Raw genomic sequence first — 22,774 nt, 5'->3', positions numbered from 1 at the left:
CCTGCCGATGAGGACCCCCTGGATCTCTGCGGTGAACAGCACGCTGGGTGCACACCCTTGGGGCCTTCATGCGGTGTTATGGAGCGTTATGTCCTGATAACGGACGAGGCGGTCACCGTGGGCATCCCACTCACCCGGCCGGCGCGTGGCGTGCCCGGCTGGGAGCGGGCGCCCGCTCAGGAGCGCGCGAGCGCCTGCACGTTCTCCAGGAGTGCGTGGATCAGGTCCGGCGGCTCGGTCGCCGCGGTGCGCGCCGCCTCTCCGTAGGTCACGGCGTTCTTCGTCTTGTGCCCCTGTCCCGAGGCGATGAGAGCGTCACGCCGCTCCTTCCACCCGGGCCAGTACAGGGAGAGATACGCCTCGAGGTTCCTGGCGAAGACCGTGTGGTGCTGCTCGGATGTGGTGTCCGGCCAGGCCCGTCGCTCGCCCCCGAGGTAACCGAGCAGGTTGACGTTGTCGCGGGCCTTCTTGTCAGCGTCCTTCTCCCCCGCGTCACCGTCGAAGACGGTGTAGCAGCGGACGCCGAGCGCGGTGAGCACGGCATGGCTCAGCATCAGGTTGTCCTTGCCGCCGGCCCGCACGAAGACGATCCCGCGGGCGCCGAGGTTCAGCCCCTGCCGCTCCGCGCACGCCTGGAGGACGGCGATGTCGGTGTTCCCCTCCACGAGCACGGCGACGTCCGCGAAGAACCCCTCGGCGAGGTTCTCCACACACTGGAGACCCGCCCGCCTCCGGATGGCGTCCGCCCGGACCCCGAATTGCCCGAGGACCTCGATGAGCATCTCCTCCGCCACATGCCCCACCTCCGTCACCGGGTGACCGTCTGCCCGGGCACGGCCCAGCCGGCGCACCTGGTGGAAGCTCCGCTGGTCGATGAAGGCGGGGCTGTGCGTCGCGTACATCACCTGCGCCCGGCCGTCCGACGAACCGACCAGGGCGCGGAGCACCTGGGCGAACGTCCGGGCCTGGGCCGGGTGCTGGAAGAGCTCCGGCTCCTCGATCGCGAGGCACAGGGCCCGCGCGCTGTCCTCCGGCTGCCGGCGCTCGGCCAGGTGCTTCAGGGCGGCGAGGATCAGGGCCCGCTGGAAGCCGTGGCCCTGCCGGTCCACCGTGGTGTCCGCGAAGCCGTCCTGGACGCGCACGCCGAACTGGGTCCGGGGCGGTTTGGGCGCCTGCACCGTCGGCGTGACCCGCACCTTCCGCCCGGCCGTGAGCGTCTCGATCTCGCGGGAGAGCGCGCTCGACAGCTCCTCGAGCACCGCGCCGTAGACGTCGAAGTGTGCCTTCTCGCGGTCGGCGGCGACGCTCTCCTCGATCTTGTTGATCCGCTCGGTGACCTCCGTGCGGTCCACGGCGTGATCGAGGAGGCGTCCGAGCGCCGTGGACTTCCCGTCGTGGGTCTCCTCCGTGGCACGGAGGTCCGCGGAGACGAAGACGAAGTCGACCAGCTCCGCCAGCTTCCCCTGGCCCGCGAAGCCGAAGAAGTGGGTCCCGGCGATCTCCGTCTCCTTGAGCTGGTCCCGGTGCTCCAGCTCCCAGGTGCGCATCGCGTCGTCGACGGCACCGGCGCTGCCGGCCGCCGGAAGGCCGAGGTCGGGATGTGCCTCCCGGAGGGCGTTGTACGCCCTGCGCTTCGGCATCGCACCGGACTCCTGCCGGATCTCCTCGAAGGGCGGATAGGCGAGGCCCTTTGCCGTGATCTTGTCCTCGCCGCTCTCCCAGCTGCGCCACACGATCAGGCTGCCCGCCTCCTGAGGTGCGTACCGAGGGCCCAGAGCCTCCCGGTCCGCCGCGGTCAGGTCGTCGAACTCGACCTCGACGGTGATGCGCGTCCCGTCGCCGGACGAGTGCAGGTCCTCGTCGCTCAGCCCGACGGACTTCTCCCCGTTGAAGAACCAGTCGAGGGCGCGCAACACGGTGGACTTGCCCGCCCCGGTCGGTCCGAGGAAGGAGGTGATGTCCTCCATCGCGATGTCCACCTCGTGCAGGCAGCGGAAGTTCTCGATGCGGACGCGCTTGATCTTCATGAGCGGTTTCCTGTCGTGAATGAGGGCAGGAGCGGGCGGCCCTGGGCGCACCGCTGCTGATCGCTGTGACGGACCGGACGAACCGGAGGGGCCGGAGGGACCCGGTCAGATGCCGTGCACCGTCGTGTAGACGGTGAGGAAGAGCTCCAGGTCGGCGGCCTCGGCGGCGGTGAGGGTGCCGGAGTCGAGCTGTTCCCGTGCTCCGTCGTGCACGCGCTGGAGGTACCCGGTGGATTCCAGGTGGCGCCAGAGAAGCCGGAACGCCTGCATGTGGTCGTAGAGGGTCGTCTCGTACGTCCGGCCGGTGATGTGGCGGGCCTGGGCCAGCAGCGCCCGGAAGGTGGCGTCGTCGTCGCGCTCCGGTAGCTCCGCCCGGTGCCGGGCGTACACCGTCGGCTCCCGGCCGTCCTGCTCGGTCACGCCGCTCTCCCTCGTTCGCCATTGTGCGCAGGCGCTTCCACGGGCTGCCGCGCAACGGTCGGGGCGGCAGCCCCCTGGAAGCGAGAACAGCGAAGCACAGCCGTGAAAGCACCGTCAAACGGTTCCGCGGAAGAGAGTAACGGTGTAATCTGCTGAGCACCTGCCTCCCCCACCCGACAGGACCGCCATGCCGAAGCCATCCGCCCAGGTGACCGCTGCCGAGGTCTCCCGTATCGCCGGGGTCACGCGCGCCACCGTCAGCAACTGGCGCCGCCGGCACCCGGACTTCCCCGCCCCCGCAGGCGGCACGGAGTCCAGCCCGCTGTACGACCTGCGGGCCGTACGCGCCTGGCTCGAGGCCCGCGGCCATGTCGCCGCGGCCTCCCCCGCCGAGGAGTTGCGCACCGTGCTGCGCCTCCACCCGGGAGGCGGCTGCGCGGCGACCCGGGCCCTGCCGCTGGTCCTCGCCGCCGCCCACCGGGACGAGGACGAGCTGACCGCATGGGCCGGGCTGCCCGAGGCGGAGCTCACCGCCGAGGCCCGCAAGGCCGCGACCGGCCTGGCGGGCACCGTCCCCGGCGCCGGCCTCCTGAGCTACGGCCGGCAGGACGCCGACCTGGTGCGCGCGCTCATCCGCTGCGTGCGTGACGAGGGCGGCGAAATCGCCCTGGACGTGCTCGCCGAACGCGAACTCGACGACAGCGCCGCCTCCGGCGCCTACCAGACCCCCCGGTGGCTGGCCGACCTGATGGCCCGCCTCCTCACCCCCGCCACCGGCACCTTCCCGGCCCGCGTGCTCGACCCGGCCTGCGGCAGCGGCACCACACTCGCCGCAGCCGCCCGCCACGGCGCCACGCATCTCCACGGCCAGGACCTGCTGCCCGTCCAGGCCCGGAGGAGCGCCGTCGCGCTGGCACTCGCCGCCCCCGACGCGACCGTCACCGTGCGGGACGGCGACAGCCTGCGCGCCGACGCCTTCGAAAGCGTCACGGTGGACGGCGTGCTCTGCACACCCCCGTACGGCGACCGCGACTGGGGCCACGACGAACTGGCCTACGACCCGCGGTGGGCGTACGGGCTGCCGCCGCGTGCCGAGTCCGAACTCGCCTGGGTCCAGCACGCGCTGTCCCACCTCGCCCCGGGAGCCCTCGCGGTGATGCTGCTGGCGCCCGGTGCCGCGGCCCGCCCCTCGGGCCGCCGGGTCCGTAGCGAACTGCTGCGGGGCGGTGCGGTGCGCGCCGTGATCGCCCTGCCCCCGGGAGCGGCCGCACCTCTGCACATCGGCCTGCACCTGTGGGTGCTCCGGCGCCCGGGCGACGACGGCGCGAGCGGCCAGGACCCGGTGCTCTTCGTCGACACCCTCGACGACCCGGCGCAGGACGTGCAGCGGGTGGTCATGAGCGGTGCCCGCCGGATCGCGGACACCGCACGCCAGGCCCGTGCCGCCACGGACTGGGACCGGCTGAGCGAGACGGCGCTGAGCCGGTGGCGTACGTTCGCCGAGGACCCGGCGGGCTTCGCCTCCGTGCCCGGCACCGCACACGCCGTGCCCGTCATCGACCTGCTGGACGACGTCACCGACCTGACCCCGGCCCGCCATGTCCGCACCGCCGCCCCGGCCGCGGACCCGGACGAGACGGCACGGCAGGTCCGCGCACTCCGCGATCGCCTCGCCGAGAGCGTCGCCTCCCTGACGAGGTCCGGCGCCTACGGCGACCCCCGCCCGGCCGGGGAGGAGCCCCGCTCCTGGCGTACGGCCACCGTCGCCGACCTCACCCGCGGTGCCGCCCTCACCCTGCACCGGGCCACCGTGGCGGCCGCGACCCGCACCGGCCAGCCCAGCGGGGAGGACGGCGGACTGCCCGAGGAGTACGCCGGCCGCGCCGTCCTGACGGCGGACGACCTGGCCGCGGCACGGCCCGCCTCCGGTGACGCGGAAGCGCTCCAGCTCGTCTCGACCGTGCGCGTGGAGACCGGGGACGTGCTGCTGCCGGGCGTGCTCGGCGGCAGCCGGACCGAAGCCCGCGTCGCGGACGAGCAGGACGCGGGCTGCCTGCTCGGCCCGCAGCTCCACCTCTTCCGGCCGGACCCGGAGCGACTGGACTCCTGGTTCCTGGCCGGCTTCCTCAGCGCCGAGGAGAACGTCAGCGGCGCCAGCACGGGCAGTACCACCGTGCAGCTCGCCCCGCGCCGGCTGCGGGTGCCGCTGCTGCCGCCGGACGAGCAGCGCCGCTACGGCGAAGCGTTCCGGCGCCTGTACGTCCTGCGCACCGAGGCGCGGCGTGCGGCGGAACGGGCCGAGGAGGCGGCCGGCCTCGCGGCGCTCGGCCTCACCAGCGGGGCGTTGCTGCCGCCGGACGGCGAATCGTCCTGAATCCCGCGCAACCGGCCACGACATCCACCACACTGGCTCACCTCGCCGCCCCCCCAGGGACGGATCGTGAAGGGAACCCGAGAAGCGTTGAACAGCAGCAAGCACACCGAACTGGCGAACCACGCCTGGTCGGTCGCCGACCTCCTGCGCGGCGACTACAAGCAGTCCGACTACGGCAAGGTGATCCTGCCGTTCACCGTGCTCCGCCGCCTGGAGTGCGTCCTGGAACCGACGCGGGAGAAGGTCGTCGAGACCGCCGCGGTCTACGCCGAACGGGAGATCGCCGACCCCGACCGCTTCCTGCGCAAGGCGTCGGGCCAGCGCTTCTACAACACCAGCGACCTCACGCTGAAGAAGATCGCCCGCGACCCGTCGCACGCGGCCGTCAACCTCCAGCACTATGTGAGCGCGTTCTCCGACAACGCCCGCGAGGTGCTGGAGACGTACGACTTCGCGCAGCAGGTCAAGCGGCTGGAGGGCGCGGACCTGCTCTACCGGGTGGTGGGCCGGTTCGCCGACCTCGACCTGCGGCCCGAGACCGTCTCCAACCACAACATGGGCTACATCTTCGAGGAGCTCATCCGCCGCTTCGCGGAGCAGTCGAACGAGACGGCCGGTGAGCACTTCACGCCCCGCGAGGTCATCCAGTTGATGGTCAGGCTGCTGGTCGCCCCGGACGGGGACGCGCTCGCCGTACCGGGCACGGTGCGCAAGGTCATGGACCCGGCCTGCGGGACGGGCGGCATGCTCAGCGCGGCAGAGGAGCACATCACCGAGCTCAACCCGGACGCCACCGTGGAGGTGTACGGGCAGGAGCTCAACCCGGAGTCCTGGGCGATCTGCCGGTCCGACCTGATGATCAAGGGCCAGGACCCGGAGAACATCGTCTTCGGCAACTCCTTCTCCCACGACGGTCACGCCCGGGAACGCTTCGACTACCTGCTGGCCAACCCACCGTTCGGGGTGGAGTGGAAGAAGGTCAAGGAGGACGTCGAGTACGAGCACCGGCACCTCGGCGACGCCGGGCGCTTCGCCGCCGGGCTGCCGCGGATCAACGACGGCTCGCTGCTCTTCCTCCAGCACATGCTGTCGAAGATGAAGCCGGTCGACGTGCACGGCGGGGGCGGCAGCCGCGTCGCCATCGTCTTCAACGGCTCACCGCTCTTCACGGGCGCGGCGGAGTCGGGCGAGTCGCGCATCCGGCAGTGGATTCTGGAGAACGACTGGCTGGAGGGCATCGTCGCCCTGCCGGACCAGCTCTTCTACAACACCGGCATCTCGACCTACTTCTGGATTCTCACCAACCGGAAGTCGCCCGACTACAAGGGCAAGGTGGTGCTGCTGGACGCCCGCGACCACTGGGTGAAGATGCGCAAGTCGCTGGGCGACAAGCGCAAGGAGCTCGGTGACGGGAAGGGCGGCCGGCCGGACCACATCGGCGAGATCACCGAGCTGTACGGGGAGGCGCTGGAAGTCGCCGGGGACCCCGAGCACCCGCTGCACGGCAAGGTGAAGGTGTTCCGCAACGAGGACTTCGGCTACCGCCGGATCACGGTCGAGCGCCCGCTCAAGCTGCGCTTCGAGCTGACGGAGGAGACGCTGGCGGCACTGGAGGCGTCCAAGCCGTTCCAGAAGCACCCGAACGCGAGCGTGCTGCTCGACGCCTTCAAGGGGATGGGCGAGCAGAGCTGGGCGACCAAGTCGGAGGCGTGGCTGGCCCTCAAGGACGCGGCAGTCGCGGCCGGCACGACCTGGCCGACGGGCGCGCCGTTCAACAAGGCCCTTCGCGACGCGCTCGGCGTCCGCGACCCGGAGGGCGAGGTCCAGCAGGTCAAGGGCAAGCCCGAGCCGGACGCGGAGCTGCGCGACTTCGAGAACGTCCCGCTGGACGAGGACGTCGAGGCGTACCTCCAGCGCGAGGTCCTCCCCCACGTCCCGGACGCCTGGATCGACCACACCAAGACCAAGATCGGCTACGAGATCCCCTTCACCCGCCACTTCTACGTCTACAAGCCCCCGCGGCCGCTCGCGGAGATCGATGCGGAACTGAAGTCGCTGGAGGCGGAGATCCAGACACTCCTGGGAGAGGTGACGGAATGAGCACTGCATGGAACACGCGCCCCCTGTGGTCCATGGCCACGGAGGTTCGCCAAGTCGTAGAGCCGTCCACCCTGGGGGAGGAGGTGGTCCATTACAGCATTCCCTCCTTCGACGAGATCGGTGCAGGACAGGTCGAACAAACGGAGAACATCAAGTCCGCCAAACTGCGCCTTCGGGGCGGGGAAGTGCTCATCAGCAAGCTCAACCCACGGAAAAGCCGTGTGCTGCTGGTGCAGCCAGACTCCCAGCTCCCAATGGTCTCCTCGACAGAGTTCGTTGGACTGCAGGTAGGCGCCACCTTGAACCCCCGTTACCTTGCCTACGTACTGCAATCGCAAGCCGTGAGGCAAGAACTGGACTCTCGCGTATATTCAGTGACACGTAGCCACCAGCGCGTCGCCCCAGAGGACATCACTCATCTGGATGTCGCCGTGGCGGGTGAGCAAGAGCAGCGCCGCATCGCCGACTTCCTCGACGCCGAGACCGCCCGCATCGACGGCCTTAGCAACGTCCAGCACCGAGTTCTGGAGCGTCTCGCAGAGCGCCGAAATGCGGGAGTCGCAGCGGCTGTCTCTGGTAGCCGACACACCTCGCGCCGTGAGTCGCGGATTCCCTGGCTGGAGACGATCCCCGAGGCATGGCAGGAGGTTCGTGTCGGACTCGTTGCCCGGATGGGCAGCGGCCACACACCCAGCCGCTCCCATCCAGAGTGGTGGACGGACTGCACGATCCCGTGGGTCACGACCGGTGAGGTGAAACAGGTGCGTGACGATCGCCTCGAAGATCTATGCGAAACTCGGGAAAAAATCAGTACTGCTGGCCTCGCCAATTCCGCTGCCGAGCTTCACCCAAAAGGAACCGTATTCCTGTGTCGCACAGCCTCGGCAGGCTACTCCGGCGTCATGGGGTTGGACATGGCCACGAGTCAGGATTTCGTGACCTGGACCTGCGGCCCACGTTTGGACCCCTACTACCTCCTTTGGTGCCTTCGCGCCATGCGCCCTGACCTCCTGGGACGACTAGCGATCGGCTCAACACACAAGACTATTTACGTGCCCGATCTGCAGATGCTGCGTATTCCATTGCCACCGATTGACGAACAGCGCGAAATCGTCACAACCATCCGCCACCAAAACGCACGCGTCGATGAGCTGTCTGACAAGGTTCGCCGCCAGACGGATCTGTTGCGGGAGCGCCGCCAGGCGCTCATCACCGCTGCCGTCACCGGCCAGTTCGACGTGTCCACGGCCAGCGGGCGCAACGTCACGGAGGGAGTCGCGTCATGAGCCCTGCGCACCACGAGTCCGCGTTCGGGGACGCGATCGTCGCCGCCATGCTGGAGCGGGGGTGGCAGGAGGGGAGCCGGGAGGACTACCAGCCCGACCTCGCCCTGGACACCCACCAACTGTTCAGGTTCATCGGCGCCACGCAGCCCCGCGAGTGGGACGAGCTCCAGGCCCTCTACGGCAACGACCCCAACGAGGCCCAGCGCGGCTTCGCCAAGCGCCTCGACCAGGCGATCGCCACCGACGGCCTGCTCGACGTGCTCCGCAAGGGCGTCAAGGACCGGGGCGTCCGCCTCCGCGTCGCCTACTTCAAGCCGAACCTCGTCACCGACGCGTCGGTGCTGGCGCCCTACCGCGCCAACCGCCTTACCGTCGTCCGCGAGCTCGCGTACGCCACCAAGCAGGCCGACTGGGGCAACCGGCTCGACCTCACCCTATTCCTCAACGGCATCCCCGTCGCCACCGCCGAGCTGAAGAACCCGCTCACCGGTCAGGGCGTCGAGCACGCCAAGGCGCAGTACCGGTCCGACCGCGACCCCACCGAGCCGCTCTTCACCCGCCGCGCGATCGCGCACTTCGCCGTCGACCCGGACCTGGTCTTCGTCGCCACCCAGCTCCGCGGCTCGAAGACCCGCTTCCTCCCCTTCAACACCGGCTCTCAGGGCCCCGGCAACCCCGGCGGCGCCGGCAACCCGGTCCCCACCGCGCACGGCACGTACGCGACCTCCTACCTCTGGGAGCAGATCTGGCAGCCGGACAACTGGCTGGATCTCCTCCAGCGGTTCGTCCACGTGCACAAGGCCAGGACGCCCGGCGGCGGCACCACCAGGACGGTGATCTTCCCGCGCTTCCACCAGTGGGACGCCGTCAAGAAGCTCACCGCGCACGCCGCCCGCCACGGCGCGGGCGAGCACTACCTCGTCATGGCCTCCGCCGGCTCCGGGAAGTCGAACACCATCGGCTGGCTCGGTCACCGCCTGAGCGATCTGCACACGCCCACCGACCCCGCCGAGCTCGCCCCGGAGGCCAAGGCCAGAGGCCTCAAGCCCGGCACACCCGTCTTCGACAAGGTCCTCATCATCACCGACCGCCGCAACCTGGACGCCCAGCTCCGGGAGACGGTCGGCAGCTTCGAGCAGGTGGAGGGGCTCGTCGTGAAGGTCGACGAGAAGCAGGGCGCGAAGTCGGGGCAGCTCGCCAGGGCGCTCTCCCGCGAGACGGGGAAGATCGTCACCGTCACCCTGCACACCTTCCCCGCGCTCCTCGACTACCTGAAGCGCAACCCCACCGAGATCCAGGGCCACACCTTCGCGATCATCGTGGACGAGGCGCACTCCTCCCAGTCGGGCGACGCGGCCACCGCCGTACGGGCCGCCCTCCGCGATCTGGGCCTGGACTCGGACTCCGACGACCCGGGCGCCACCCGCACCGAGACGTCGGCACAGCAGCCCACCACCGAGGACAAGTTGCGGCGCAAGGCCGAGGAGCGCGGCCGGGCGGCCAACCTCTCCTACTTCGCCTTCACCGCCACCCCGAAGGCCAAGACCCTCGAGAACTTCGGTACTCCCGAGGTCGTCGACGGGAAGACGACGTACCGGCCCTTCCACACGTACTCCATGCGGCAGGCCATCGAGGAGGGCTTCATCCTCGATCCGCTGCGGAACTACGTCACGTACAACACGTACTGGAAGCTGGTGAAGGAGAGCCCGGAGGAGCGGGAGGTGGACCGCTCGAAGGCGAGCACGCTCCTCGCCCGCTTCGCACTCACCCACGACTCGACCGTCACCCAGCACGCCCAGGTGATCGTCGAGCACTTCCTCGCCCACACCCGCGGCCGGCTCGGCGGGCGCGCCAAGTCGATGGTGGTCACCGCCTCCCGGCAGAGCGCCGTGCAGATGGCCCGGGCGCTCAAGAGCTACATCCGCGACCGGGAGTACGACACCAGGTACCCGGACCTCGGTGTGCTCGTCGCCTTCTCCGGCACCCTCACCTACGAGGGCGAGGAGACCACCGAGTCGAAGGAGAACGGCGGCCTCTCGGAGAGCGCCCTGCCGAAGGCGTTCGCGTACACCCGCGCCGACGACAAGGCGACGAGGTCGGGCGGCGTTGGGCAGCCCGAGTACCGCATCCTGGTCGTCGCCGAGAAGTACCAGACGGGCTTCGACCAGCCGCTGCTGACGACGATGTACGTCAACAAGAAGCTCAAGGGCATCTCCGCCGTCCAGACGCTCTCCCGGCTCAACCGCACCGCCGACCGCAAGACCCAGGCGGACCTCGCCGTGCTGGACTTCGCCAACGAGGCCGAGGACGTCCAGGAGTCCTTCCGCCCGTACTTCGAGGAGGCGATGACGCTCCCCTCCGACCCGAACCTGCTCTACACCGCGCAGAGCCGGGTGATGGCCGCTCCGGTCCTCACCGAGCGGGAGATGCAGGAGTTCGCGGAGGCGTATCTGGCGGCGGAGGAGAAGGCGGCGGGCTCGCAGGCGAAGTGGGAGCGGCTGCACGCCGAGCTGTACCGGCTGCTCGCTCCTGCCGTCGCCCGCTTCACCGCGCTGGCCGAGAGCGAGGACGAGGTCGATCAGGAGACCGCCGAGGCCTTCCGCAGCGACCTGGGCGACTACGTGCGCAAATACGGCTTCCTCTCGCAGATCGTGCCGTACCACGACCCGGAGCTGGAGCGGCTGCACCTCTACGGCCGGCACCTCCTCAACCGCCTCCCGCCGCGCGGCGACGGCGCCGTGGACATAGGCGAGATCGACCTCAGCCACCTGCGGGTGGAGCGGACCGGGGAGCACGACCTCGGCCTGGCCCCCGACGGCCCGACGATGATGCCGGGCTTCTCCGACGGCACGGGCGGGGGCAAGGAGCCGGAGAAGTCGCTGCTGTCGGAGCTGATCGAGAAGTTCAACGAGAAGTTCGGCACGGACTTCACCGAGCAGGACGTGATCCGGCCGTTCGAGGAGGCCAAGGCCGACCCGAAGGTGCGGCTGGCGGCCGTCGCCAACAACGACCCCGAGAACTTCGGCGTGGTCTTCGACGATGTCTTCGAGGACAAGATGGCCGACCACATCGACACCATCGCGGGTCTCGGCCGCCAGTACTTCGGCCCGGACCGCAGCTTCCGGAGCTCTCTCAACCGCAGCGCCCGGCGCGCGGCCTGGCGGATGATCCGCGAGGAGGAGGGCGTCGACGACGACGCGGCATGAACAGCCGGCCGTGCCGCGAGGCCCCGTGGCACGGCCCACCACCCCGAGCACACGAGCGGACAGGCCAGGACCCACCCGGGGGCGCAGTGCAGAAGCGGACGATCGGCGACCGTTACGAGCTCATCGAGGAGATCAGCTCCGGCGGCATGGGAACGGTGTGGCGGGGCTATGACGCCGTGCTGGACCGGCCCGTCGCCGTCAAACGCATCCGGCCCGACGCCGTGCAGACCCCCGAGGTGGCCGAGGAGTTCGCCAAGCGCTTCCGCCGCGAGGCGCGGGTCACCGCCCGGATCGGCCACCACGGGGTGCCCGAGGTGTACGACGCGGTGCTGGACAGCTCCTTCGAGCAGCTCTATCTGGTGATGGAGCTGGTCCGGGGCGCCTCGCTGCGGACCTTCGTCAACCCGGCCCGGCCACTCCCGTTCGCCTGGGCCGCCGCGATCGCCGCCCAGGTGTGCACGGTCCTCTCCCACGCGCACGCCGTCCCCGTGGTCCACCGGGACCTCAAGCCGGACAACGTGCTGGTCTGCGCGGACGGCGCGGTGAAGGTCCTGGACTTCGGCGTCGCCGCGATCCTCCGCACCGACGTCACCCGCATCACCGCGACCGGCAACCCGGTCGGCACCAGCCAGTACATGTCGCCCGAGCAGGTGCAGGCCGTACAGATCACCCCGCAGAGCGACCTGTACGCGCTGGGCTGTGTCCTGCATGAGCTCCTCTGCGGGCAGCCGGTGTTCAGCGGCAAGAACGGCTTCCAGCTTATGCGGCAGCACGTGTACGAGCCGCCCGCCCGGCTCAGCGACCTGCGCCCGGACGTGCCCGAGGCGCTGGAGAGGCTGACTCTCGACCTGCTGGCGAAGGCGCCGGAGCAGCGGCCGGCGGACGCGTACGAGGTGTACGAGCGGCTGCTGCCCTTCCTGCCGCCGCCCGGGAGCGAACCGCCGGCCGCAGAGCGGGCGCCGGCGGACGCGCCCGACCCCACGCTGCTGTACCGGCGGCCGAACGCCCCGCGGCCCCGGCCCGGCACGCCGCCCACCGCCGTCGAGCCCGCGACCGCCGGCCTGGCACCCACGCTGCCGGAGACGGCCCCGGAGACCGCCCTGCGCGACGCCCTCCGCGACGCGTACGCCCGGTCCAGGGCGCTCATGGAGGACGAGCGCTTCGCCCAGGCCGCCGAGGTGCTCCAGGACGTCGTCACCCCGGCGGCGGAGGCGCTGGGAGCCGAGAGCCCGCGGGTGCTGAAGCTCCGCCGTCGCCGGGCTGCCGTCCTCGTCATCGGTGGGGACTTCCGTACGGCCCTCCCGGAGTTCGACGCGCTCGCGTCGGCGTACCGGCGTACGGCCGGGCCGGGCAGCAAGGACGCGCTGGAGTGCCTGCGGCAGGCGGCGCACTGCCGGGCCGAGCTGGGCCAGGTGACGGCCGCGCTCGGCCAGTTCCGCGCCGTGCTGGACCAGGTGACGGCCTCCGAGGGCGACGCCTCGGAGACCGCGCTGGACCTGCGGCACAACATCGGCATCCTGCTGCTCTCCGAGGGCAAGGCGACGGAGGCGGCAGCCGTCCTGCGCCCGCTCCACCAGGACCTCTGCGTGGTCCACGGTCCGCGGGACGAGACGGCGCAGGAGGTCGCCGCCATCCTCACCCGCCTGCGCATGGCCGGGGACGCCGACGGCTGACCGCCTCCGCCTCACCGGACGGACGATCACCGGACGGACGAGAGGTCCAGCTCGGCCCACACCGTCTTGCACGGCGCGGGCCCGAGCTCGGCGCCCCAGCGGTCGGCGAGGGCACGGACGATGACCAAGCCGCGGCCGGTCTCCGCCAGATCGTCCGCGGTGCCCGCCGGTCCGGGCGGCAGCCGGTCGAAGCGGGCGTCGATCACCTCGATACGCAGCCGGTCACCGTCGCTGAGGAGCAGCCGGAGCCGGAAGTCGCGTCCGGGGACGCGTCCGTGCTGGACGGCGTTCACGGCCAGCTCCGCGACGAGGTGCGCGGCGGCGTCGGAGGCCGGCGAGCCGTGGGGCCTGCCCCATTCGGCGAGCTGCTGTACGGCGAGCCGTCGGGCGAGGCGCGCACCGCGCCGGGTGGCCGAGAGCTGCACGGAGAAGTGGCGCCCCGTTACGGGGGAACTTTGCAGATTCACGTCACCCAGCGTGTTCGCGCGTGCTCTCATCTGAGAAGTGATGCAGCCGGTACGCACGGTGACCGTCCGGCGGGGTGTCCGGCCCTGTCCGGTCTGCGCAACGTGACGCCGTGCCGGGACCGGCGGTTGGGCACGAGCAGCTACGGAGGTGGAGATGGAGGACGGGACGGAGCAGGTGCCCGGAGTGCCTGCTGTGGAGGAGGACGACACGACGGCCGTCGTGCGCACGGTCGGGAAGCTGGTGAAGCTGTGCCGGGAGCGAGCGGGCATGACGCAGGCCGACCTCGGTACGGCCATCGGCTACAGCCTGGAGCAGGTCTCCTCCGTCGAACGCGGACGCCGGGTGCCGAAGCCGGAGTTCCTGAGCAAGGCGGACGAGGTGCTGCACGCGGACGGCCTCCTCGCCGCCCTCCAGAAGGACGTGGCCGAGGCCCGCTACCCGCGCAAGGTCCGGGATCTGGCCAAACTGGAGGCTGACGCCGTCGAACTCGGGGCCTACTCGAACCACAACATGCACGGGCTGTTGCAGACGGAGGAGTACGCGCGAGCGTTGTACGGCATGCGCTGGCCGGCGTTCTCCGAGGAGCAGATCGACCAGCATGTCTCGGCTCGTATGGCCCGACAGGAGGTCATCCGGCGTGCGCAGCCACCGATGCTGTCCTTCGTCCAGGAGGAGGTGACCCTGCGCCGTCCGATCGGAGGCAGGATGGTCCTACGGCGCCAGCTCGAGCATCTACTGGAGCTCGGAGGGCTTCGGCACGTGAGCATCCAAGTGATGCCTACCGACCGGGACGAGCACGCGGGGATGGCGGGGGAGATCCGGCTGATTAAGCTGAGTGACGGCAAGACACTGGGGCACTCAGAGGCCCAACTGGCCAGTCGCGTGATCTCTGCGCCCAGGGACGTGCACATCCTGGAGACGCGTTACGGGATCATTCGAGCCCAAGCGCTCTCGCCTCGGGAATCGCTGTCCGCCATCGAGAAGATTCTGGGAGAGACATGACGCTCAGGACCGCCGCTGCCGACAACGGAGCACCGCTCACTTGGGTCAAGAGCAGCTACAGCAGCAACGACGGCCCTGACTGCGTCGAGGTCGCCGCGGCGCCCGGCGCCGTCCACGTGCGGGACTCCAAGGACACCACCCGCCCCGGCCTCACCGTCTCCCCCGCCTGCTGGACAGCCTTCACCCGCCACGCGGCATCCAAGGAGGCCCACTGACCCAGCAGGGAAGCAGAGCTGCGCAGTCGTCGCGCGTGGCGTCGGCCTGGTCTGTGGCCGATATGAGCACGGAAGACAAGACCGAGACCGCGTGCCGGGTCTGCGGATACGACGACGGTGACGAGCTGTTCAACGAGTACGGGGCACCGCAGTACGTCATCTGCCCTTGCTGCTACAGCGAGTCCGGGATCGGCGACGACCACCTGTCGCAGGTCCGCGAGGTGCGCGGGTACTGGGTCGCCTGCGGCGCCCGGTGGCACGAAGCGAACCGCAAACCGGCCGACTGGGATGTGCTGGAGCAGCTCGCCAACATCCCGCCCGAGTGGCGCTGACCTGGATCGCCGGCGGGTTGAGGCACCTGGTGAGGCGCCGGCGGTAGGTGAGGTCCGCGGCGAGAGCACGTGCCGGACAGTGCTGGGAGAGCCCTGGCCGACCAGGCGACGGCGAACAGCGGTGCAAGCCTGCTTACCGGCGGTGGTGGGTGAAGGGTTGAAGCACTGGGCGAGCAGCCGGCGCCCGGAGCCCCGGCCTGCCCCGGTGAGCGGGCTGGTTCCGATCCACCACAGCACCCCGATTCATCGTTACGCTGTGTGCCATATCGAGAAGGTGCGGGGAGAGAGATGACGCTCAGGACGGCCGCCCGGGACACACCCTCACTGCGGTGGACGAAGAGCAGCTACAGCAGCAACGACGGGCCCGAGTGCGTCGAGGTCGCCGCGGCGCCCGACGCCGTGCACGTGCGGGACTCCAAGGACACCACCCGTCCCGGCCTCACCGTCTCCCCCTCCTGCTGGACTGCCTTCACCCGCCACGTGGCGGCTCAGGACTCCTGCCGCGCCTGCGCGTAACGGCGGTGGATCTCCGTGAGCGTCACCCGGTCTCCGTCCACGTGGTTCTCTGTGTTGACAGGTCTGTCGGCCCGGTCCCTGTACTTTTCGATCTTGGCGGCACACTGCCGTAGTGTCTCGTGCAGCTCCGTCATCCCTGCCCCTCGAACCCCCTGAGTGCTTGTCAGGCCGATTCTCCCGGAGCTGATGGCGCCCTCAGGCGATCCGCGAGTAGTGACGCCCCGGCCTCCGCTCGCCGGAGGTTCCGCATGGGCCCGGCTCCCCCGTCGCAGGGTTACCGCCTTCGCCGACCGAGGGTCGGCAACCCTCCCGAGAACGCCCGCACGCTGGTGCCGCGCTCCTCCATGTCCCGGAACTCCTCCCGGAACTCCTCAGCGGCCATGCGGTCGTCGTCGTACAGCGGTCTCTCGCCGCGTTCGACCGGCCGAGGAGCCTGCCGCTTCCTGGGCTGGCCCCCGTTGCCCAGGGTCTTCCCGTTCGTGCGGGTGGCGACCACCTTGCCGGCCTTCGGTACCGCATTCCTCGTCGCTGCCTGAGCCCGGCGCCGGGTGCCCCCGCGACGGCTCCGGCGTTTCCGCGGAGGGCAGGCGCACCCCATCCCCACCAGCAGTTCGCATCGCTCGCATCTGATCTCTGCCACCGTGCCCCCAACCCTTCGCATGACGACGCGAGGTGGAGAGCGTTCACACGTGAGCCGAACCCGCCATGCGCACGCCGTCACCATGAACTCTTCACGAGTTCTTCATGTATAGGGACGGCACGACACAACGTCAATGGTTTTGACGATGCTTTCATGCACGCTCGTTGAGTCGCTTGTTTTGTGACACGGCGGCGGGGAACGACTCCCGCGTAGCGGACGGCTCCCCTCGACGGACTGTTCCGCCTCCGTGGGGCGCCAGCCCCCGTGGGCCATGCCGAGAGCCTGCGCTCTGAACCGGCCAGGCCGGGGCGCGATGCCCCCCGCGCCCGCCGACTACGTGAACCGCGAGGCAGGTACGCCGCATGCGCCGAGCAGGGCCCTGAGGGATGCGGCCGGGTCCGGTGCGGCGGTGACGGTTTTGACCTCCGTGTCGCTGAGCCGGAGGGTCGGGAGCCAGCCGTACACGGGTGGCAGCAGGTCCGCCAGCGCGTCGCGGAAGGCGCGCTGGCGGTGGCGGCCGCCTTCGCCGGGGAACAACGGCGGCCTGGGCTTGGCGAAGCCGCCGCCGGGTTCGCGTCCGGTCAGGTCCCGGGAGCGGGCCAGCCACCGGGACGCGTCGAAGCCGAGCTGCACGTCCGCCGGGTAGTGCTCCAGGGTGAGGGCGCGGGCGGCGGTGAAGTGCTGCTTCTCGTCGACCTCCAGTATCTGCCGCTGCCCGTCCTCGTAGGTGAGCAGCACGTCCAGGCTGCGCCGCTCCCGCGGAGGGGCCTGTTCGGGCAGGACCAGCCCGGTGAGCGCGTGGTAGAGCGCCGACACCGTCTCCCACCTGTCGGCGCACTCGGCCCGTCCTGGCCGCCGCAACCAGTCGGGACAGCTCTCCGGCTGGATATCGGCCTTCACCACCTCCGGCAGGAGGTGTGTGACGGCGTTCTGCAGGTCTCTCATCCCTGGCTCCCTTCGACCGCCCGAGTATCGGCGACGGGTCTGACAACCGCTCCCGTCGGTGCGCCCGGACGTACCTCTCCGATGCGGAGAGCCCGAGGAGCGCGGCCCGATGCTGGGCCGCACCGGCCGGGCTGACGTCAACGACCGGCGGACGCTGCCGGGTTCGGGCAATGTGCCCGGGCTCAGGGGCTTCTAGCGTCCTCCGCACCGGGGTCCGGACGGGCCCTGGGAAGGCAGTGAGGGGGGCCGTCGCATGGACGTGCGGAGGGCGAAGGCGTCGCCGGCACGCGGTCGGCCACGGGAGGCCCTCGGTCCCGTTGCGGAACCCCGCTCCCGCCGGGGCGGCCACGGTGAGCGCTGAGCTCGTCCACGGTGAGCGCCGAGTTCGCCGGCACGGCCACCGCACGGCCACCGCACGGCACCGGCGCCTGCCGGCCGCCTCGGTGCTCAGCCGTTGCGCGCACCGCCGCCCTCGGCAATACTTAGCCGCATGGCACAGTATTCGGGGCAACTGGACGGCGTCTTCGTCGCCCTCGCCGACCCGACCCGGCGCGCCGTCATACGCCAGCTCGGGCACGGGCCGAGGACCGTCGGTGACCTCGCCCGGGCCTTCCCCATGACGCTTCCGTCGTTCATGAAGCACGTGCGGACGCTCGAAGGGAACGGACTCATCCGCACGGTCAAGTCCGGACGGGTGCGCACCTGCGTGCTCAACCGCGAGCGGCTCGCTCTCGTGGACGACTGGCTGGCGGAACAGCGCCGGGTCTGGGAGGAGCGCACCGACCGCCTCGAACAGTTCGTCACCGCCCCGGAGGAGAACCCGTGAACCCCGACCTCGACCTCAGCCTGGAGCGCGTCATCCGCGCACCGCGCGCCACCGTGTGGAGCGCCTGGGCCGACCCGACCCGGCTGGAGCAGTGGTGGGTCCCGGCTCCGTCCCGCTGCCGGGTGGAGCATCTGGAGCTGCGGCCCGGCGGGGCGTTCGTGACCCGGCTGAGCGACGACGGGGAGACCTTCGTGCCGCATCTGGACGCCTGCTTCCTGGCCGTCGACGCAGGCCGGCGGCTCGTGTTCACCAACGCGGTCGACAGCACCTGGCGTCCGGCGCACCCCGCTCCGGTGGCGATGACGGCCACGGTGACGCTGGGCGACCATCCGGACGGCACGGACTACCGGCTGGTCGTCCGGCACGGCGACCCGGAGTCCCGCGCCCGGCACGAGAAGCTCGGCTTCGCCGAGGGCTGGGGTTCGGTCGCCGGCCAGCTGGCCGCGTTCGCCGAGAGCACGGCACCGCGATGAAGATCACCCTCACCCAGTTCGTCACCCTCGACGGCGTCTGCCAGGGGCCCGGCTCGCCGGAGGAGGACACCAGCGACGGTTTCACCCGCGGCGGCTGGCTCGTGCCCCACATCGACTCCACGTTCGTCCGGCGCACCTCCGACTGGCTCGACCATGCCGACGGTCTGCTGCTCGGCCGGCGCACCTACGAGGCGTTCGCCCGCGACTGGCCGGAGATCACCGACCCGGCCGACCCGTTCACGGAGCGGATGAACACGCTGCCGAAGTACGTCGTGTCGAACACGCTCACCGAGGGGGCCTGGCACCCCACGACCGTGCTCCCGGGCGACCCGGTCCACACGGTCGCCGGGCTCACGGCGCAACCGGGCCGGGAGCTCCAGATCCACGGCAGCGCCCGCCTGGGCGACGCACTGCTGGCGGCGGGGCTGATCGACAGGCTCCGCCTCGCGGTCGCACCCACGGTGCTCCGGACCGGCCGGCGCCTGCCGGCCGGCCCGGGCGCCCCGTCCGGTCTCCGCCTGGTCCACCACGAGTCGACGCCGAAGGGTCTGCTGCTCCTCGAATACGAGGCGGCGGGCGCCTCTCTCCAGGGCGCGTACGAGGGCGTCACCGGCTTCGTCTGAGCGGCGGCCGGCGGGGTAGGAGCCGCCGCCGTACCCGTCCGGGCGGACCTCCCGGGCCGCTCCGCGGGGCGTGCGGCTCACATCGTGAGATCCGAGGCGTGAGGCGTGACGAATGGCACTCAGTGCCACCCGTGCCAGGAGGCCCGGCAGCCTCTACGATCACCGCATCCGGACCCGGCAGAGAGGGAGCCGCATGTTCCGCAAGGTGCTCGTCGCCAACCGGGGCGAGATCGCGATCCGGGCGTTCCGCGCCGCCTACGAACTGGGTGCCGCGACCGTCGCGGTCTACCCCTACGAGGACCGCAACTCGCTGCACCGGGCCAAAGCCGACGAGGCGTACCAGATCGGCGAACCGGGGCACCCCGTGCGGGCGTACCTCTCCCCCGACGAGGTGATCAAGGCCGCCCGGAAGGCGGGCGCCGACGCCGTCTACCCCGGTTACGGCTTCCAGTCGGAGAACCCGGAACTCGCCCGGGCCTGCGCGGAGGCCGGCATCACCTTCGTCGGCCCCTCGGCGGACGTCCTGGAGCTCACCGGCAACAAGGCACGCGCGGTGGCGGCCGCCCGGGAGGCGGGGGTGAGCGTGCTGCGCTCGTCGGAGCCCTCGGACGACGTGGACACCCTGATGGCCGCGTCCGAGGAGATCGGCTTCCCGGTGTTCGTGAAGGCCGTCGCGGGCGGCGGCGGCCGCGGCATGCGGCAGGTCGCCGAGCCCGGGCGGCTGCGCGAGTCGATCGAGGCCGCGATGCGGGAGGCGGAGTCGGCCTTCGGCGACCCGGCGGTCTTCCTCGAGGAGGCCGTGGTCAACCCGCGCCACATCGAGGTGCAGATCCTCGCCGACGCCGAGGGCGACGTGGTGCACCTCTACGAGCGGGACTGCTCGGTGCAGCGCCGCCACCAGAAGGTCGTCGAGATCGCCCCCGCGCAGAACCTCGACCCGGAACTGCGCCGCCGCATCTGCGACGACGCGGTCGCCTTCGCCCGGCACATCGGCTACGTCAACGCGGGCACCGTCGAGTTCCTGGTCGACGAGCGGGGCCGGCACGTCTTCATCGAGATGAACCCGCGCATCCAGGTGGAGCACACCGTCACCGAGCAGGTGACCGGCCGCGACCTGGTCATCGCCCAGCTCCGGGTGGCCTCCGGCAGCACCCTCCCGGAGCTCGGCTTCGTGCAGGAGGACATCGCCCTGTCGGGGGCGGCGCTCCAGTGCCGCATCACCACCGAGGACCCGGCCAACGGCTTCCGGCCCGACACCGGCGTCATCAGCGCCTACCGTTCGCCGGGCGGCCCGGGCGTACGGCTGGACGGCGGCACCACCCACACCGGGGCCGAGACCAGCGCGCACTTCGACTCCATGCTGGTCAAGCTGACCTGTCACGGCCAGGACTTCGAGGCCGCGGTGCGGCGGGCGCGGCGCGCGATCGCGGAGTTCCGCATCCGCGGGGTGGCCACCAACCTGCCGTTCCTCGCCTCCGTGCTGGACGACCCGGACTTCGCTGCGGGCCGCATCACCACCGGCTTCATCGACGCGCACCCGGAGCTGCTGGAGGCCCGCAAGCCCGCCGACCGCGGCACCCGGCTGCTCACCTATCTGGCGGATGTGACGGTCAACCAGCCGAACGGCCCGCGGCCGCAGATCGCCGACCCCGCGCTCAAGCTCCCGCCGGCCGACCTGGGCGCCCCTCCGCCGGACGGCTCCCGGCAGCTCCTGCGCGAGCTGGGCCCGGAGCGGTTCGCGGCCCGGCTGCGCGAGCAGCGCGCGGTCGCCGTCACCGACACCACCTTCCGGGACGCGCACCAGTCGCTGCTGGCCACCCGGGTGCGGACCCGTGACCTGCTGGCGGTCGCCCCGCACCTCGCGCGGCTCGCCCCGCAGTTGCTCAGCTTCGAGTGCTGGGGCGGGGCCACCTACGACGTGGCGCTCCGCTTCCTCGCCGAGGACCCCTGGGAGCGGCTGGCGGCGCTGCGCGAGGCGGCCCCCAACCTCTGCACCCAGATGCTGCTGCGCGGCCGCAACACCGTCGGCTACACGCCCTACCCGACCGAGGTCACCGACGCCTTCGTGGCGGAGGCCGCGGAGACGGGCATGGACGTCTTCCGCATCTTCGACGCGCTCAACGACGTGGAGCAGATGCGCCCGGCGATCCGCGCGGTGCGGGAGACCGGCACGTCCCTGGCGGAGGTGGCGCTCTGCTACACCGCCGACCTCTCCGACCCGGGCGAACGCCTCTACACCCTGGACTACTACCTGCGGCTGGCGGAGCAGATCGTGGAGGCCGGCGCCCACGTGCTGGCCATCAAGGACATGGCCGGGCTGCTGCGGCCGCCGGCCGCCCGCACCCTGGTCACCGCGCTCCGGGAGCGCTTCGACCTGCCGGTGCACCTGCACACCCACGACACGGCAGGCGGCCAGCTCGCCACCCTGATCACCGCGATCGACGCCGGGGTGGACGCGGTGGACGCCGCGGTCGCCAGCATGGCCGGGACGACCAGCCAGCCCTCGCTCTCCGCGCTGGTCGCCGCGACCGACCACACCGACCGGGCCACCGGCCTGGACCTGGCGGCGGTCGGCGACCTGGAGCCGTACTGGGAGGCCGTACGGAAGACCTACGCGCCCTTCGAGGCCGCGCTGCCCTCCCCCACCGGGCGGGTCTACCGGCACGAGATCCCCGGCGGGCAGCTCTCCAACCTCCGCCAGCAGGCGATCGCGCTGGGTCTCGGGGACCGCTTCGAGCTGGTCGAGGAGTGCTACGCCGCCGCCGACCGCATCCTCGGGCGGCTGGTCAAGGTCACCCCGTCGTCGAAGGTCGTCGGCGACCTGGCGCTGCACCTGGTCGGCGCCGGGGTGGACCCGGCGGACTTCGAGGGCGACCCGGGCAAGTTCGACGTCCCGGACTCGGTGATCGGCTTCCTCCGGGGCGAGCTGGGCGACCCGCCCGGCGGCTGGCCCGAGCCGTTCCGCACCCGCGCGCTGGAGGGCCGGAAGCCGGGCCATGCCGGGCCGGTGCCGCTGACCGGCGAGGACCGGGAGGGGCTGCGCGCGGACCGGCGCGCCACCCTGAACCGGCTGCTCTTCCCCGGGCCGGCCGAGGAGTTCCGCTCCCACCTCGCCTCGTACGGCGACACCTCGGTGCTCACCAGCCAGGACTTCTTCTACGGGCTGGAGCCGGACCGCGAGCACACCGCCGAGCTGGAGCCGGGCGTCACCCTGCTGATCCAGCTCGAGGCGATCTCGGAGCCGGACGAGACGGGTCACCGCACGGTGCTCACCACGCTCAACGGCCAGCTCCGGCCGCTCTCCGTCCGGGACCGGTCGATCGTCACCGACGTCAAGCCGGCGGAGCGCGCCGACCCGGCGAACGACCGGCATGTCGCGGCGCCGTTCGCCGGCGCCGTCACCCTCCAGGTCGGCGAGGGCGACGAGGTGGCCGAGGGCGACACGGTGGCCACCATCGAGGCGATGAAGATGGAGGCGTCGATCACCGCGCAGCGCTCCGGGACGGTGGCGCGGCTCGCCATCAACCGGGTGCAGCAGGTGGAGGGCGGCGACTTGCTCCTCGAACTGGACTGAGCAGCCCGCCCCGGCGGGGGCGGCCCGGCGGCGGTGCGCCGCGGGCCGCCCCCGTCCGCGCCGGAGCCCGGAAC

At 71.3% G+C, this 22,774-nt stretch carries 18 protein-coding genes; 13 read left to right on the top strand and 5 right to left on the bottom strand.

The window, feature by feature from the left end:
• Positions 1–176 precede the first annotated feature (176 nt).
• Both HOY81_RS01415 and HOY81_RS01410 read right to left on the bottom strand, forming a co-directional pair.
• On the bottom strand, positions 177–2,027 hold the full coding sequence (locus tag HOY81_RS01415) for an ATP-dependent endonuclease (protein ID WP_237317119.1): 1,851 nt from the start codon (positions 2,025–2,027) through the stop codon (positions 177–179).
• Positions 2,028–2,132: 105 nt separating this feature from the next.
• Positions 2,133–2,447, bottom strand: coding sequence for a hypothetical protein (locus HOY81_RS01410; RefSeq protein ID WP_237317117.1), 315 nt, complete (start codon positions 2,445–2,447; stop codon positions 2,133–2,135).
• Between the two features lie 187 nt (positions 2,448–2,634).
• Here HOY81_RS01410 and HOY81_RS01405 point away from each other — a divergent pair, with 187 nt between their 5' ends.
• The 5 genes from HOY81_RS01405 (at position 2,635) to HOY81_RS01385 (ending at position 13,086) form a co-directional block, all read left to right on the top strand.
• Complete coding sequence (locus HOY81_RS01405; RefSeq protein ID WP_237317115.1) at positions 2,635–4,821, top strand: N-6 DNA methylase; 2,187 nt, start codon at positions 2,635–2,637, stop codon at positions 4,819–4,821.
• An 87-nt stretch (positions 4,822–4,908) separates the two neighbouring features.
• Entirely contained in the window at positions 4,909–6,921 is a 2,013-nt protein-coding gene (locus HOY81_RS01400; RefSeq protein ID WP_237317113.1) for a class I SAM-dependent DNA methyltransferase, read from the top strand.
• Entirely contained in the window at positions 6,918–8,207 is a 1,290-nt protein-coding gene (locus HOY81_RS01395; RefSeq protein ID WP_237317111.1) for a restriction endonuclease subunit S, read from the top strand. The genes HOY81_RS01400 and HOY81_RS01395 overlap by 4 nt, the downstream gene beginning before the upstream one ends.
• Positions 8,204–11,413: a type I restriction endonuclease subunit R gene (locus HOY81_RS01390; RefSeq protein WP_237317109.1), complete on the top strand. Its 3,210-nt coding sequence runs from the start codon at positions 8,204–8,206 to the stop codon at positions 11,411–11,413. Before HOY81_RS01395 ends, HOY81_RS01390 begins: the two co-directional genes overlap by 4 nt.
• An 86-nt stretch (positions 11,414–11,499) precedes the next feature.
• Positions 11,500–13,086 (top strand): serine/threonine-protein kinase, encoded by a 1,587-nt coding sequence (locus HOY81_RS01385; protein ID WP_308340938.1) that lies wholly within the window; start codon positions 11,500–11,502, stop codon positions 13,084–13,086.
• 26 nt (positions 13,087–13,112) lie between these two features.
• Here the strand turns inward: HOY81_RS01385 and HOY81_RS01380 are convergent, their stop codons facing one another.
• Positions 13,113–13,553 carry an ATP-binding protein gene (locus HOY81_RS01380; protein ID WP_237317107.1) on the bottom strand — a complete coding sequence of 147 codons (441 nt, stop codon included), beginning with the start codon at positions 13,551–13,553 and terminating at the stop codon, positions 13,113–13,115.
• A 154-nt stretch (positions 13,554–13,707) separates the two neighbouring features.
• Here HOY81_RS01380 and HOY81_RS01375 point away from each other — a divergent pair, with 154 nt between their 5' ends.
• The 4 genes from HOY81_RS01375 (at position 13,708) to HOY81_RS01360 (ending at position 15,619) form a co-directional block, all read left to right on the top strand.
• Positions 13,708–14,556, top strand: coding sequence for a helix-turn-helix transcriptional regulator (locus HOY81_RS01375; RefSeq protein ID WP_237317249.1), 849 nt, complete (start codon positions 13,708–13,710; stop codon positions 14,554–14,556).
• Complete coding sequence (locus HOY81_RS01370) at positions 14,553–14,771, top strand: DUF397 domain-containing protein (protein WP_237317105.1); 219 nt, start codon at positions 14,553–14,555, stop codon at positions 14,769–14,771. Before HOY81_RS01375 ends, HOY81_RS01370 begins: the two co-directional genes overlap by 4 nt.
• A 62-nt stretch (positions 14,772–14,833) precedes the next feature.
• Entirely contained in the window at positions 14,834–15,103 is a 270-nt protein-coding gene (locus HOY81_RS01365; protein ID WP_237317103.1) for a hypothetical protein, read from the top strand.
• 288 nt (positions 15,104–15,391) lie between these two features.
• Complete coding sequence (locus tag HOY81_RS01360; protein ID WP_237317100.1) at positions 15,392–15,619, top strand: DUF397 domain-containing protein; 228 nt, start codon at positions 15,392–15,394, stop codon at positions 15,617–15,619.
• Between the two features lie 274 nt (positions 15,620–15,893).
• On the opposite strand, the gene HOY81_RS01355 is transcribed toward HOY81_RS01360, so the two are convergent.
• Together HOY81_RS01355 and HOY81_RS01350 are read right to left on the bottom strand one after the other, a co-directional pair.
• The gene (locus HOY81_RS01355) at positions 15,894–16,115 is read right to left on the bottom strand and encodes a hypothetical protein (RefSeq protein WP_237317098.1); all 222 of its coding nucleotides are present in this window, start codon (positions 16,113–16,115) and stop codon (positions 15,894–15,896) included.
• A gap of 477 nt (positions 16,116–16,592) precedes the next feature.
• Positions 16,593–17,204 carry a hypothetical protein gene (locus HOY81_RS01350; RefSeq protein WP_237317096.1) on the bottom strand — a complete coding sequence of 204 codons (612 nt, stop codon included), beginning with the start codon at positions 17,202–17,204 and terminating at the stop codon, positions 16,593–16,595.
• 490 nt (positions 17,205–17,694) lie between these two features.
• Between HOY81_RS01350 and HOY81_RS01345 the strand changes: the two genes are divergently transcribed.
• The 4 genes from HOY81_RS01345 to HOY81_RS01330 all read left to right on the top strand — a co-directional run bounded on the left by HOY81_RS01345 (position 17,695) and on the right by HOY81_RS01330 (position 22,700).
• Complete coding sequence (locus tag HOY81_RS01345; protein ID WP_237317094.1) at positions 17,695–18,030, top strand: helix-turn-helix transcriptional regulator; 336 nt, start codon at positions 17,695–17,697, stop codon at positions 18,028–18,030.
• On the top strand, positions 18,027–18,503 hold the full coding sequence (locus HOY81_RS01340) for an SRPBCC domain-containing protein (RefSeq protein WP_237317092.1): 477 nt from the start codon (positions 18,027–18,029) through the stop codon (positions 18,501–18,503). The genes HOY81_RS01345 and HOY81_RS01340 overlap by 4 nt, the downstream gene beginning before the upstream one ends.
• Entirely contained in the window at positions 18,500–19,126 is a 627-nt protein-coding gene (locus tag HOY81_RS01335) for a dihydrofolate reductase family protein (protein WP_237317090.1), read from the top strand. Before HOY81_RS01340 ends, HOY81_RS01335 begins: the two co-directional genes overlap by 4 nt.
• Positions 19,127–19,319: 193 nt before the next feature.
• A complete protein-coding gene (locus HOY81_RS01330; RefSeq protein WP_237317088.1) occupies positions 19,320–22,700 on the top strand; it encodes a pyruvate carboxylase in 3,381 nt (1,126 codons plus the stop codon).
• Positions 22,701–22,774 lie beyond the last annotated feature (74 nt).

The sequence above is a fragment of the Streptomyces sp. JJ36 genome, from assembly GCF_021696945.1.
Taxonomy (GTDB): domain Bacteria; phylum Actinomycetota; class Actinomycetes; order Streptomycetales; family Streptomycetaceae; genus Streptomyces.
This window is presented reverse-complemented; position numbering and strand designations above follow the sequence as displayed.

Bases quoted from the DNA above. Each gene is read 5' to 3' on its own strand.
- HOY81_RS01390 (WP_237317109.1), top strand. From the start codon at position 8,204: ATGAGCCCTGCGCACCACGAGTCCGCGTTCGGGGACGCGATCGTCGCC.
- HOY81_RS01365 (WP_237317103.1), top strand. From the start codon at position 14,834: ATGAGCACGGAAGACAAGACCGAGACCGCGTGCCGGGTCTGCGGATAC.
- HOY81_RS01405 (WP_237317115.1), top strand. From the start codon at position 2,635: ATGCCGAAGCCATCCGCCCAGGTGACCGCTGCCGAGGTCTCCCGTATC.
- HOY81_RS01350 (WP_237317096.1), bottom strand. From the start codon at position 17,204: ATGAGAGACCTGCAGAACGCCGTCACACACCTCCTGCCGGAGGTGGTG.
- HOY81_RS01415 (WP_237317119.1), bottom strand. From the start codon at position 2,027: ATGAAGATCAAGCGCGTCCGCATCGAGAACTTCCGCTGCCTGCACGAG.
- HOY81_RS01370 (WP_237317105.1), top strand. From the start codon at position 14,553: ATGACGCTCAGGACCGCCGCTGCCGACAACGGAGCACCGCTCACTTGG.
- HOY81_RS01345 (WP_237317094.1), top strand. From the start codon at position 17,695: ATGGCACAGTATTCGGGGCAACTGGACGGCGTCTTCGTCGCCCTCGCC.
- HOY81_RS01330 (WP_237317088.1), top strand. From the start codon at position 19,320: ATGTTCCGCAAGGTGCTCGTCGCCAACCGGGGCGAGATCGCGATCCGG.
- HOY81_RS01375 (WP_237317249.1), top strand. From the start codon at position 13,708: ATGGAGGACGGGACGGAGCAGGTGCCCGGAGTGCCTGCTGTGGAGGAG.
- HOY81_RS01360 (WP_237317100.1), top strand. From the start codon at position 15,392: ATGACGCTCAGGACGGCCGCCCGGGACACACCCTCACTGCGGTGGACG.
- HOY81_RS01395 (WP_237317111.1), top strand. From the start codon at position 6,918: ATGAGCACTGCATGGAACACGCGCCCCCTGTGGTCCATGGCCACGGAG.
- HOY81_RS01335 (WP_237317090.1), top strand. From the start codon at position 18,500: ATGAAGATCACCCTCACCCAGTTCGTCACCCTCGACGGCGTCTGCCAG.